Raw genomic sequence first — 12161 nt, 5'->3', positions numbered from 1 at the left:
CTGAAGAGGTGTTTCACGTCTGCGCAGCGGCGGCGCGGCGCGACGATTGTGGCCGCAAGAAGTGATCGGCTTTCCATACCATCCACGGCATGACCTCCTCCTCTCCCCTCGCCGCCGGCGCAGCGCGCGCCGCGCCGCTGTCGCCGCTGCTGCTCGCCTGCCTGGCCGCCACCTGGCTGATCTGGGGCTCGACCTACCTCGCGATCAAGTTCGCGCTGCTGAGCCTGCCGCCCTTCTTCCAGATGGGCACGCGCTTCCTCGCCGCCGGCGCGCTGCTGCTCGCCTGGCTGCGCTGGCGCGGCGCGGCGTGGCCGACACGCGCGCAGTGGCGCAACGCGCTGGTGGTGGGCGCGCTGATGCTCGGCGGCGGCATGGGCGGCACCGCGGTGGCCGAAACTAGCGTCGGCTCGGGCCTGGTGGTGGCCTTCATCGCGGTGGTGCCGCTGATGATCGCGGCGCTCAACCTGCTGTGGCGCATCCGGCCCGGGCGGCTGGAGCTGGCCGGCATCGTCGTCGGCCTGGGCGGCGTGCTGATGCTGACGCAGGGCGCCGGCTTCCAGGCCTCGCCGGCCGGGCTGGCGGCGATCGCGATCGCCTGCCTGGCCTGGGCGCTGGGCAGCGTGCTGAGCCAGCGCAGCCTGCCGCTCGCGCCCGGCGCGATGGGTTTCGCCAGCGAGATGCTGTGCGGCGGCGCGGTGCTGATGGCGCTGTCGCTGGCGGCCGGCGAGCGGCCGCAGTGGCCGCCGCAGCCGGCCGCCGCGGCGGCGTGGCTCTACCTCGTCGTGGCCGGCTCGCTGATCGCCTTCAACGCCTACATGCACCTGCTCGCGCACGCCAGCGCCGGGCTGGCGTCGAGCTACACCTTCGTCAACCCGGTGATCGCGATGCTGCTGGGCGTGGCGGTGCTGGGCGAGGCCGTCAGCGGCTTCGAGTGGACCGCCGCCGGCGTGGTGCTGGCCGGCGTGGTGCTGATGCTGCGCGGCGCGGCGCTCAGGCCCGCTTCCTGAGCGCGGCCTCGCGGATCGCGCTGAGCGTGCTGCGCGTGGTGCTCACCTCGGCGGCGAGCTTCAGGTGGATCAGCGCGGGGCCGTCGGCGGCCAGCGCGGCGCGGAAGGCCGGTTCGAATTCGTCGCTGCACTCCACGGTCGCGGCGTGCCAGCCGTAGGCGCGCGCCAGCGCGGCGAAGTCGGGGTTGAACAGGTCGCTGCCCGACACGCGCCCCGGGTACTCGCGCTCCTGGTGCATGCGGATCGTGCCGTAAGTGCCGTTGTCGACCACCAGGCTGATCAGCCGGCCCGGCCCGCGCCCGGCGCCGTAGCCGCTGGCGGTGGCGAGTTCCTGGCCGGTCATCAGGAAGTCGCCGTCGCCGGCGACGTTGATCACCGTGCGCCGCGGGTACAGCAGCGACGCGGCGATCGCCGCCGGCACGCCGTAGCCCATCGCGCCCGAGGTCGGCGCGAGCTGGGTGCGGCCGTGGTGCTGCAGGCCGCGGTAGCGCAGGTAGCGGTGCAGCCAGCCGCTGTAGTTGCCGGCGCCGTTGGTGTAGACGCTGTCCTGCGGCGCCAGGCGCTCGACCGTCAGCATCACCTGCGCCATGTCCAGCGGCGCCACCGGCGGCGCGACGCGGTTGTCGGCGTAGTCGGCCGCGGCCGCCCGCGCCCAGGCCGTCCAGGCCAGCGACGGCGGCGCGGCCAGCGCCTCCAGCGCCTTGGCGGCGTTGTTCACCGAGGCCTGCAGCAGCAGGTCGGCGGCGTAGACGCGCCCGAGTTCCTCCGCGCCGGCATGGATGTGCACCAGCTTCTGCGCCGGCCGCGGCGCTTCGAGCAGCGTGTAGCCGCCGGTGGTCATCTCGCCCAGGCGCACGCCCAGCGCGATCACCAGGTCGGCCTCGCGGATGCGAGCGGCCAGCTTCGGGTTGATGGCGATGCCGACGTCGCCGGCGTACTGCGGGTGATGGTTGTCGAAGCTGTCCTGGAAGCGGAAGCCGCAGCCCACCGGCAACTGCCAGTTCTCGGCGAAGCGCTGCAAGGCGCGCGCGCCCTCGGCGTCCCAGCCGCCGCCGCCGGCGATCACGAAGGGCCGCCGTGCCTGCACCAGCAGCGCGCGCAGGTCGCGCAGCGCGCCTGGCGCCGGCCAGGCCTGCGCCGGCTCGACGCGCGGCAGCACCGGCGCGGCGGTGGGCGTGGTGAGCAGGTCTTCCGGCAGCACCAGCACCACCGGGCCGGGGCGGCCCTGCATCGCGGTGTGGAAGGCGCGCGCCACGTACTCGGGCAGGCGGTCGGCCGACTGCACCTCGCCGACCCACTTCGCCATGCCCAGCGTGCCGGGGCCGAACACCTGGCGGTAGTCGAGTTCCTGGAAGGCCTCGCGGTCGCGCTGGTCGCTGGCCACCTGGCCGACGAACAGGATCATCGGCGTGCTGTCCTGGAACGCGGTGTGCAGCCCGATGGCGGCATTGGTGGCGCCGGGGCCGCGCGTCACGAAACACAGCCCGGGCCGGCCGCCGAGCTTGCCCTGTGCCTCGGCCATGAAGGCGGCGCCGCCCTCCTGGCGGCAGGCGATGAAGCGGATGCGGTCGCGGTGTTCGTGAAAACCGTCGAGCACCGCGAGGTAGCTCTCGCCGGGCACGCCGAAGACGGTGTCCGCGCCTTGCGCGATCAGGGCTTCGACGAGGGCGTGTCCGGCAAGGCGATGGCTGTTCATGCAGCCATTTTCGCCGCCTGCGGCCGCCCCTTCGCCACGCGCGCGCCGACCAGCCCGGCCGAGAGCACGCCGCCCACCAGCGCCAGCGCCGCGCCGACGAACACGCCCGAGGGCGCGCCGCGGTCGAGGATGGCGCCGAACACCGGCGCGGCCAGCGCGAAGCCCAGGTCCAGCCCCGAATACACCGTGCCGTAGACGCGCCCGGTGGCGCCGGGCGGCGCGGCGCGCTTGATCAGCATGTCGCGCGACGGGCCGGCCAGCCCGGTGCCGAAGCCGGCCAGCGAAGCCACCACCGCCGCCAGCATGCCCGGCATGCCCGGCAGCCCGGCGAGGAACAACAGCGCCGCCGCGCCGAGCAGGCACGCGCCGATGATGCGTTCGAGCCGCTCGGCGCGCGCCGCCAGGAAGCCGCCCACCACCATGCCGGCCGCGCCGCACAGCATGAAGCCGGTGACGACGAAGGAGGTCACGGTCAGCGGCAGGTCGTGCAGCTTCTGCAAGGCCGGGCCGGCGAAGCTCTGCACCGCCGACAGCGCGCAGGTGGACCAGAAGAAGAACGAGAAACACAGCCACACCGAGGGCAGGCGCAGGAAGGCGAGCGGGTGCTCGTCCTTGGCCGCGCCGGCGGCCTTGGCGGCGGCGTGCGGCCAGCTCGCCGAGCGGTCGTCGATGGCCCGGCGGTTCAGCAGCAGCGTCGCGAGCACGAACAGCGCCCACAGCCCCGCGCCGGCCGCGGCCCAGCGCCACGAGCCGGTGGCCGCGGTGATCGCCGCCATGAACACCGGCGCGGCGGCCCAGCCGAGGTTGCCGGTGATGCCGTGCACCGAGAAGGCGTGGCCCAGGCGCGCCTGCGAGACGCGCTTGTTCAGGATGGTGAAGTCCACCGGGTGGAACGGCGAGTTGCCCAGCCCGGCCAGCGCCGACGCCAGCATCAGCCCGGCGTAGCCCTGCGCGCTGGCCGCCGCCAGCGACGCCAGCACGAAGCACGACAGCGCCGCGAACAGCACCGGCCGCGCGCCGACACGGTCGACCAGGAAGCCGGCCAGCGCCTGGCCTATGCCCGAGATCACGAAGAAGGTGCTGACCAGCAGCCCCAGCTCGGAGTAGCTCAGCCCGAAGTCGCGGATGAACAGCGGGAACAGCGGCGGCAGCAGCATGTGGAAAAAATGCGAGGTGCCGTGCGCCAGGCCGATCAGGCCGATGGTGCGGGCGTCGTCGCGCAGCGAGGCGGTGGCGGTCGTCGTCATCACGCCACTGTAGGCCGCCGCGGCACGGCGCGGTTACGATAGAAGGCCAATCTCTGTCGAGATCCTGCCAATGCCCAAGACGCCACGCCCGCGCCGCGCCGGCCGCACCAGCGTGCTGCCGATCGACCCGGTGGCCTACGCGCCCACGCCGGCGCGGCCGCTGCGCGCCAAGCTGCGCCGCCTGGCGGCCGACACGCAGGTGATACCGCACAGCCATCCGTGGGCGCAGGTGGCGATGTCGGCCACCGGCGTGATCCGCATGCAGGCCGGGCGCAGCACCTACCTCGTGCCGCCGACGCGCGCGCTGTGGATCCCGCCGGGCATCGAGCACGTGGTCACCGTGGTGGAAGACGCCGAGATCCGCACGCTCTACGTGCACCCCAGCGCGCGCTTTCTCGGCGCCGACGGCGAGACACCCTTCCAGCGCTGGCCCGAATGCCGCGTGCTGGAGGTCTCGCCGCTGCTGCGCGAGCTGGTGGCGCACCTGGACAACGAGCCCGGCGGCAAGGCCGCCGGCGAGCGCGAGGCCTGCCTGGCCGCGCTGATCCTCGACGAGTTGCGCCGCGCCGCGCCGGTCAAGCTGGGCATCGAGCTGCCGGCCGACAAGCGCCTGCGCCAGCTCTGCGAGGCGGTGCTCGACGCGCCGGCGCGCTGGAGCACGCTGGAGCAGTGGTCGCGCGAGGCCGGCGCCAGCCCGCGCACGGTGGCGCGCCTGTTCCGCAGCGAGCTGGGCACGAGCTTCGTGCAGTGGCGCCAGCAGGTGCTGCTGTCGCACGCGGTGGCGCTGGCGGCGCGCAAGCTGCCGATGGCGACCATCGCCGCCGAACTCGGCTACGCCAGCGCCAGCGCCTTCACGGCGATGGTGCGGCGCACGCTGGGCGCGCCGCCGACGCAGTTCTTTGCCTGACGCGGGCCCGCCCTCCCCCCGCTTGCGGGGGCGGGTGGCGCGGCCCCGACACACGTCTTGCAACAGCTCTTCCATCTGCGCCGAGAATGCCGCGTTGCAGTTGAACTTAGGCTGAACGTCGACGCAGAAATCGCGCGCGGCCGCGGAGGAAACCCATGCTCAAGTCCCTGTTCGGCGAGCTCGGCCCGGCGGAAGATCCGCGCCTGCGCGCCGCCGGCCCCGACGAAACCGACGGCGGATTCGCCGCCACCGCGATCCTCGAGAGCGTGGCCACCGAGGTCAACGAACGCGGCCAGATCGTCGACCGCCACCTGCGCGACCTGGTCGTCACCGGCTCGCCGGCCGCCGCGATCCGCGAGCACTTCGCCGCCACGCGCGCCGACCTCGGCACCGCGACGCGCCAGATCACCCTGCTCGACCCCACCGGCGTGTGGGCCTCGGCGGTGATCAAGGCGCTGTCGGACGCCGGCGGCCAGCCGGTCGAGCGCCTGCACCTGCGCGAGCACACCACGCTGAAGACGCTGGCGATGATCGAGCGCACCAGCCTGGTCCGCCGCCACGAGGAAAAGCTCAACCTCTACCACGCCGACGTGCGCGCCCCCGGGCAGGACACCGCCGAGATCCCGGCCGCGCTGATGGAGCGCAGCCACCTCACCGCGGTGATCATCGGGCCGATGCAGCCGCACGCCATCGACGCGCTGCTCGCCTCGCTGGCCGACGCGACAAAACTGCCCGGCTGGCGCTGCCCCAACCTGCTGTTCATGCTGCCGCCCAACGCGGTGTGGATCGCCAACAAGATCGCCGCCGTGCACTGGCCGCAGCGCCTGAACGTGCACGTGATCGACGAGCCGCTGATCAGCGCCTCGGCGGTGTGGAACGCGATGCTGGGCATCTGGAACCTCGTCAAGCTGCAACCGGCCTGGGAAGCGCCGCCGGCCGCGGCCAAGCCGGAGTTCCCGTTCAAGGTGGCCGACCTGTCGCAGCCGGCGCAGGCCCCCGCCGTCGCGGCGCCGCCGGCACCGCTGGCGCGCCTGGGACACGCCATGCTCGACCCGGCGCGCGCCAACCAGGCCCTGGCCAACATGCTGCCGCTCGAAGGCATGCTCGGCGCCGCGGCCGTCGATGCCGGCACCGGGCTGGTGCTGGCGCGCGCGCTGCGCGAGGACCAGCCGGTCGACATGGACGTGGTCGGCGCCGCCTGCGCGCAGATCCTGCGCGAGCACCGCCAGGCTTCGAGCACCATGGGCCTGGGCGGCCCGGTCGAGGAGATCATGACCGGCACCAGCGCGCGCCAGATGGTGATGCGCGTGATCTCGCGCTACCCCGACGTCTTCGTCGTCTGCCTGCTCGACCGCCAGCGCACCAACCTGCCGCTGGCGCGCTACAAGCTGATGGAGCTGGACAAAGCGCTGGTCTGAGTGCGCCGCTAACATCGGCGCATGAGCCAAGCCCTCTACGACTACACGCGACAGGACGCCAGCGGCGCGAGCTGCACCGCGCATGCCTGGGCCAAGGTGCCCGAGGCGCTCAGCCCCGAGGAGCGCCGCACCTGGAAGGCGCGCGCCGCGGCGCTTCTGAAACAGCACGGCGCGGTGCTGGTGGCGCACTACTACGTCGACGGCGACCTGCAGGATCTGGCCCTCGAAACCGGCGGCTGCGTCTCCGATTCGCTGGAGATGGCGCGCTTCGGCCGCGACCATGCGGCCAAGACGCTGGTGGTGGCCGGCGTGCGCTTCATGGGCGAATCGGCCAAGATCCTCTCGCCCGACAAGCGCGTGCTGATGCCCGACCTCGACGCCACCTGCTCGCTCGACCTCGGCTGCCCGCCCGACCAGTTCGCCGCCTTCTGCGACGCCCACCCCGACCGCACCGTCGTCGTGTACGCCAACACCAGCGCGGCGGTGAAGGCGCGCGCCGACTGGATGGTGACCAGCTCCTGCGCGCTGCAGATCGTCAACCACCTGAAGGCGCGCGGCGAGAAGATCCTGTGGGCGCCCGACCGCCACCTCGGCCGCTACATCCAGGAGCAGACCGGCGCCGACATGCTCTCGTGGCACGGCGAGTGCATCGTGCACGACGAGTTCAAGGGCCTCGAACTGGAGTTGCTGCGCAAGGAGCACCCCGACGCCAAGGTGCTGGTTCACCCCGAGTCGCCCAAGAGCGTGGTGGCGCTGGCCGACGTGGTGGGCTCGACCACGCAGATCCTCAACGCGGTGCTCAAGAGCGACGCCAAGACCTTCATCATCGCCACCGACAACGGCCTGATGCACCGCATGCGCCAGCTCGCCCCCGGCAAGACGCTGCTGGAAGCACCCACCGCCGGCCGCAGCGCCACCTGCAAGAGCTGCGCGCACTGCCCATGGATGGCGATGAACGGCCTGCAAGGCGTGGTGCACGCGCTGGAAACCGGCGACGGCGAGATCCACGTCGAAGAAGCCGTGCGCGCCAGGGCGCAGGGCTGCATCGAGCGCATGCTCGACTTCACCGCCAGGAACGCCGCCGCGCTGGCGCAGCCGGCCTTCGTGAAGAACATCGGCCCGGCCTGAGACCCTTGCCCATCATGATGTTCGACTTCAACGAAACGCTGGAGCAGGCGCGCGCGCGCAACATCCGCGACGCGCTGGCCGAGGACATCGGCCGCTGCGACTGGACCGCCAGTCTCGTGCCCGAGGCGAGGCGCGTGCGCGCGCGCGTGATCGTGCGCGAGGACGCCATGCTGTGCGGCCGCGACTGGTTCGACGGCACGCTGCACGCGCTCGACGCCGACACGCGCGTCGCGTGGCAGGCCGACGAAGGCGCGCGCGTGCGAGCCGGCGCCACGCTGTGCGAGATCGAGGCCGACGCCCGCGCGCTGCTTTCCGCCGAGCGCCCGGCGCTGAACTTCCTGCAACTGCTCTCGGCCACGGCGACGCTGACGCGCGCGCACGTCGACGCGATCGCCGGCGCCTCGCCCAACCCCAGGGGATGCGCCATCCTCGACACGCGCAAGACCCTGCCCGGGCTGCGCCAGGCGCAGAAGTACGCGGTGCGCACCGGCGGCGGACGCAACCAGCGCCTGGCGCTGTGGCACGGCATCCTGATCAAGGAGAACCACATCGCGGCGGCCGGCGGCATCGCCCAGGTGCTGGCGCAGGCGCGCGCGCTGAACGCCGGCGTGGAAATCCAGATCGAGGTGGAGACGCTCGCGCAGTTGAAGGACGCGCTGGAGCACGGCGCCACCAGCGTCATGCTCGACAACTTCGACCTCGCCGCGATGCGCGAGGCCGTGGCGCTGAACGCCGGGCGCGCCGAACTGGAAGTCTCCGGCGGCGTGCAACTGGAGCAGTTGCGCGACATCGCCGCCACCGGCGTGGACCGCATCTCGGTCGGCGCGCTGACCAAGAACGTGCGCGCGGTCGATCTGTCGATGCGGGTGATCGAGCGGCTGTGAGGCGGTCGGCCAAAGGCCCGAATTGCACCGCCCCGGCCGCGCTTTTCGGGCCGCCGCCGGCGCCGCCGCGGTGAACACTGGCGGGGCCATGAGCAGCGCCGACTTCGCCTCGATCCACAACTTCCACGAACGTGCCGTGTTCGAGGCCGTCGAGGCGCACGCCGGGCGCTTCGCGCACCTCGCCACGCCTGAACTGCTGGCCGACATCGCCTGTGTGGCGCTGAACCGCCTGCCGCCGCGCTACATCCGCCACGCGGCGGATTTCGCCTTCTACCTGAGCGACAAGGAACGCAGCGCCAACGCCCGACGGGTGGACGAGGCGGTGCAGTTCGCCTTCGAATTCGTGCAGGCGCGCCGCGCGATGAACGCGCGCGGCTGAGGCGGCCCGCTCAGAACCCCGCCAGGGCGCGCAGCGCCGTCACCGCCAGTGCCGCCGCCAGCCACGCGCCGATGCGCTTGAGCAGCGCGGTGTCGAGCGCGCGCGGCGAAACCTGCTCCGAGCGGCCGAAGCCGACCACGAACGCATGCGCCGGCAGCGCGATCACCAGCAGCGTGGCGACGATCAGCTCGAAGCCACCCTCCACCGCCGGGCCGCCGAACCGTGCCCACAGAAAGGGCCACGCGAACGCGGCCACGGCACCCGCGGCGGCGGCGCTCAGCGGCGTGGGGCGGATGTTCATCGGGCGCGCTCCGGCGTCAATGCTGCGTGACCACGATGGGCGCGCCCTTCGTGATGATCATCGTGTGCTCGTACTGCGCCGAGAGGTTGCCGCTCGCGCCCGCCAGCGTCCAGCCGTCGGCCGTCTCGTGCACGATGCGGCTCTTGGTCGACAGGAAGGGCTCGATCGTGATGACCATGCCTTCTTGCAGCAGGCGCGTGTCCGAGGCGTCGAAGTAGCCGGCGATGTGCTCCGGCGCCTCGTGCAGCGCGCGGCCGACGCCGTGGCTGCCGAGGTTCTCGATGACCTTGAAGCCATAGGCCCTGGCGGTGCGCTCGATGGCCGCGCCGATGCGGTTGATCGGCTGCCCCGCCCGCGCACCCTTCATCGCCTCGGCCAGCGCCGTGCGCGTGGCGTGGCACAGGCGCGTCTTCTGCGCCGTGGTGGGCGGCAGCACCCGCGTTCCGCCGGTGTCGGCGAAGTAGCCGTCGAGCTCGGCCGACACGTCGACGTTGAGCACGTCGCCGGCGCGGATGATCCGGTCGCCGGGGATGCCGTGCGCCGCTTCCTCGTTGATGCTGATGCAGGTGGCGCCCGGGAAGTCGTAGGTTAGCCTGGGCGCGGAGCGCGCGCCGTGCGCTTCGAGCAGCCGCGCGCCGAACTGGTCGAGCTCGCGCGTGCTCATGCCGGGCTCGGCGGCGTCGAGCATCCGCTGCAGCACCAGCGAGACGATGCGGCCGATGCGCTTCAGGGCGGTGACGTCGTCCTGGGTTTCGATGGTCATGGTGCGGGCTCCTCTTGGACTACAGCTTGGGCGTCGAGCCGCGATTCGAATGCCAGAAGGCAAGAACGACGACCCTGCCGGGAAGCACGTGATAGTAGACGTCGTAACGAACCCGCTCGAGCTGCAGGCAGCGAAGCTCCGGATACTTGTGCGAAGCGCTGCGTTCGCCGATGCCGGGTTGAAGCGCCAGCAGCTTCGTGGCGGCTTCGACATCGTTCGCGATGGCTCCCGGCGCAGCCGGCCTGTTGACAGCCCATCACTTCGCCGCCCGCTCGAGTTGGGCCAACGCCCTCGGCGTGACTTCAACGGCGAGCACGGTTGTCAATGGGTGCGCAGCTTGCGCAGGGCTTCCGAGACGGGGATCGTCTCTCCCCGAAGGGACTGGGCGATCGACTCGTCCAGTTCCGACTCCAGTTCGGGCGGGACGAGGAAGGTGCCGTCACCTTCGGGTGCCAACACGGTGACGACGGTCCCCTCGGGCAAAGCCTCGCCTTCGAGAACGATCTTGCCGTCGACGACGCTGCCGGTGGCGAGCTTCATGGGGCGAAATGTACACCTCGGCGCGCTTGGGGCATGGGTGTGTTGGATCGGGCGAGCGGGGCGTCAGGCCCCGCCCGGGATCAGCCCGGCGTCCCTCATGACCCGCCGCTCGTCGTCGTGCGAAATCCAGAACACGGCCTTGGGCCCGGCGCCGGGGTCGTAGAGGAAGTAGGTGATGTGGAACCTGAAATCGAGCGGATGGCCAGGCTGCTTCTCGAACGTCATGTGCCAATGAACCTTGGCCATCGTGTACCGCTCATCGAGCGGCGTTGCCGCCACGTCCAATATCTCGGCACGCCTGAAGCCGATCTGTTGGAAGAAGGCCTTGCGCTGAACGAAGGCGTCGCGCAGCGCCTGGTCGTTGCGGCCGCACGATACGCCGTTGGGGTCGCCCGCCATGAACTCCGCGGTGTAGAGCGAGACCATCAGGTCGGGGTCGAAGGTGTTGGCGCCTTCTTCGTAGCGGGCAAAGAACGCCTCGATCTTCGTCATGCGCTCAGGCTCCGCCGGCGCCAGGGTAGCGGCGCTTCCTCATCGCCACCGACTCGGCCACCAGCGCCTCCAGCATGCTGGTGTCGAGCTCGGCCAGGCGCTTGAAATACAGGCAGGACTTTCCCATCCTGTATCGACCGAGCCGGGACAGACGCTGCTGCTGCTCGGGGCTGTCCACGTCGAGGTAGGCCACCAGTTCCTTGCCGCGCACGGCAAACGCGGCCAGGGGCGCTTCGCCCGTCCGGCCGCTCTCGTACTCGTACGTGTAGGCGCCGCAACCGACGATGTTGGGCCCCCACATCCTGGGAGCGCACTTCGTGACGCGCCGGAACAGCGCCATCAGCGCCTTGCAGTCGGCAAGCTGGTCGCCGCTGGCCCTGGAAGCGAGGTACTCGTCGATGCTGGAGTCGGTGGGTTTCATCTTTGCGTCTGCCACAAGCTGCTCCTCCGGGCTGGTGAAGCCAATGTATCGCCACCGGCGGCGCTCAGCGCAAGATGGATCGAAGCCTGGCGCTTGTCGGCCTCAGCAAAGGGTTAGGCACCACCCTGCTTCGCCGCCTGATACGCCTCGATGAGCGGAAGAAGAACCCGGCGCCGGGCAAGGCTCTCGGCGGACCAATGGCTCTCGCGCTCGTAGTACTCCGCGACGGCGGGCACACCCTCGGGCAGCACGACCCAAGGCTGCTTGGACGCCGTGAAGATGTGAATGTCCGGAGGCAGAAGGTCCGGGTCGTCCAGCGTACCCACGCGCACGAACCTGAGCAGCGGCCCGGCGCCGGCGCAATTGCTCCACACGGCGACTTTGCAGTGCGGGCAGCGGGCGATGACCTGGCCGCTGCCGCTTTCGGATGGTGTATCGACGGGTTCCGGCGCCTGGCCGAGTTCGGTGACTCGATCCGCCTCGATCATCGCGTTGAGCGCGAACGATGCGCCGGACTCCCGCTGGCACCAGCGGCAGTGACAGCAGTGGACAAACAGAGGGGCGGTCTCCATCCGATAGCGGACGGCCCGGCAGTCGCAGCCGCCTTCAATGGGGAACGAACTCGGCTTGGGCATGGCGGCGCGCCTCCTGTGATGCGATGACGCCTCGAGGCAGCAGGCTCATGCAGGCGCCGAATGGCACGCGACACACAGCTTGTTGCCCTCGGTATCCCGGCAGTACGCGCCATAGTAGTTGGCGTGGTACTCAGGCCGCAAGCCGGGCGCTCCCTCCGAGGTGCCTCCGTTCGCCACTGCCACGGCATGTGCCTGGTCGACGACCTGGCGGCTCTCGGCGAGAAAGGCAACCATCTGCCCGTTGCCGGTCTCGTGCGGTGCGCCGTTGTACGGCGTTCCGATGAGAAAGAGAGACCGCGGCGCGGGATGGGACTGCCACCCGACCCTTAGGCCTCACTTTCAA

Annotated in this window: 14 protein-coding genes and 1 pseudogene; 6 read left to right on the top strand and 9 right to left on the bottom strand. The window is 71.4% G+C overall.

All coding sequences use genetic code 11. From position 1 onward, the window contains the following. The first annotated feature begins 89 nt into the window (after positions 1-89). Positions 90-1007: a drug/metabolite exporter YedA gene (yedA, locus tag QM792_RS10470; RefSeq protein WP_415149767.1), complete on the top strand. Its 918-nt coding sequence runs from the start codon at positions 90-92 to the stop codon at positions 1005-1007. Here the strand turns inward: yedA and QM792_RS10465 are convergent. Then, on the bottom strand, positions 991-2703 hold the full coding sequence (locus QM792_RS10465; RefSeq protein WP_415149766.1) for a thiamine pyrophosphate-binding protein: 1713 nt from the start codon (positions 2701-2703) through the stop codon (positions 991-993). The genes yedA and QM792_RS10465 overlap by 17 nt on opposite strands. Continuing rightward, positions 2700-3950, bottom strand: coding sequence for an MFS transporter (locus QM792_RS10460; protein ID WP_415149765.1), 1251 nt, complete (start codon positions 3948-3950; stop codon positions 2700-2702). Before QM792_RS10460 ends, QM792_RS10465 begins: the two co-directional genes overlap by 4 nt. Before the next feature lie 70 nt (positions 3951-4020). Between QM792_RS10460 and QM792_RS10455 the strand changes: the two genes are divergently transcribed. The 5 genes from QM792_RS10455 to QM792_RS10435 all read left to right on the top strand — a co-directional run bounded on the left by QM792_RS10455 (position 4021) and on the right by QM792_RS10435 (position 8666). Continuing rightward, positions 4021-4857 carry an AraC family transcriptional regulator gene (locus QM792_RS10455; protein ID WP_415149763.1) on the top strand — a complete coding sequence of 279 codons (837 nt, stop codon included), beginning with the start codon at positions 4021-4023 and terminating at the stop codon, positions 4855-4857. Between the two features lie 155 nt (positions 4858-5012). Then, complete coding sequence (locus tag QM792_RS10450) at positions 5013-6275, top strand: hypothetical protein (protein WP_415149761.1); 1263 nt, start codon at positions 5013-5015, stop codon at positions 6273-6275. Positions 6276-6296: 21 nt separating this feature from the next. Beyond that, positions 6297-7403, top strand: coding sequence for a quinolinate synthase NadA (gene nadA, locus QM792_RS10445; protein WP_415149759.1), 1107 nt, complete (start codon positions 6297-6299; stop codon positions 7401-7403). Between the two features lie 17 nt (positions 7404-7420). Continuing rightward, positions 7421-8287: a carboxylating nicotinate-nucleotide diphosphorylase gene (gene nadC / locus QM792_RS10440; protein ID WP_415151610.1), complete on the top strand. Its 867-nt coding sequence runs from the start codon at positions 7421-7423 to the stop codon at positions 8285-8287. Positions 8288-8375: 88 nt separating this feature from the next. Further along, positions 8376-8666 (top strand): late competence development ComFB family protein, encoded by a 291-nt coding sequence (locus QM792_RS10435; RefSeq protein ID WP_415149758.1) that lies wholly within the window; start codon positions 8376-8378, stop codon positions 8664-8666. A gap of 10 nt (positions 8667-8676) precedes the next feature. Here the strand turns inward: QM792_RS10435 and QM792_RS10430 are convergent, their stop codons facing one another. The 7 genes and pseudogenes from QM792_RS10430 to QM792_RS10400 all read right to left on the bottom strand — a co-directional run. Beyond that, entirely contained in the window at positions 8677-8967 is a 291-nt protein-coding gene (locus QM792_RS10430; RefSeq protein WP_415149756.1) for a hypothetical protein, read from the bottom strand. 16 nt (positions 8968-8983) lie between these two features. Continuing rightward, positions 8984-9730 (bottom strand): type I methionyl aminopeptidase, encoded by a 747-nt coding sequence (gene map / locus QM792_RS10425; RefSeq protein WP_415149754.1) that lies wholly within the window; start codon positions 9728-9730, stop codon positions 8984-8986. Positions 9731-10051: 321 nt separating this feature from the next. Then, positions 10052-10270 carry a hypothetical protein gene (locus QM792_RS10420; RefSeq protein ID WP_415149752.1) on the bottom strand — a complete coding sequence of 73 codons (219 nt, stop codon included), beginning with the start codon at positions 10268-10270 and terminating at the stop codon, positions 10052-10054. A gap of 63 nt (positions 10271-10333) precedes the next feature. Then, on the bottom strand, positions 10334-10762 hold the full coding sequence (locus QM792_RS10415; protein WP_415149750.1) for a hypothetical protein: 429 nt from the start codon (positions 10760-10762) through the stop codon (positions 10334-10336). A gap of 4 nt (positions 10763-10766) precedes the next feature. After that, on the bottom strand, positions 10767-11183 hold the full coding sequence (locus tag QM792_RS10410) for a DUF1801 domain-containing protein (protein ID WP_415149748.1): 417 nt from the start codon (positions 11181-11183) through the stop codon (positions 10767-10769). Positions 11184-11296: 113 nt separating this feature from the next. Beyond that, on the bottom strand, positions 11297-11818 hold the full coding sequence (locus tag QM792_RS10405; RefSeq protein WP_415149746.1) for a GFA family protein: 522 nt from the start codon (positions 11816-11818) through the stop codon (positions 11297-11299). A 45-nt stretch (positions 11819-11863) separates the two neighbouring features. After that, positions 11864-12139: pseudogene (locus tag QM792_RS10400) on the bottom strand (VOC family protein); the annotation flags it as partial. Positions 12140-12161 lie beyond the last annotated feature (22 nt).

Source organism: Piscinibacter sp. (assembly GCF_047600445.1).
GTDB lineage: Bacteria > Pseudomonadota > Gammaproteobacteria > Burkholderiales > Burkholderiaceae_C > Piscinibacter.
Note: the sequence above shows the minus strand (reverse complement) of the source record. Positions and strands in the feature narration are given on the sequence as shown.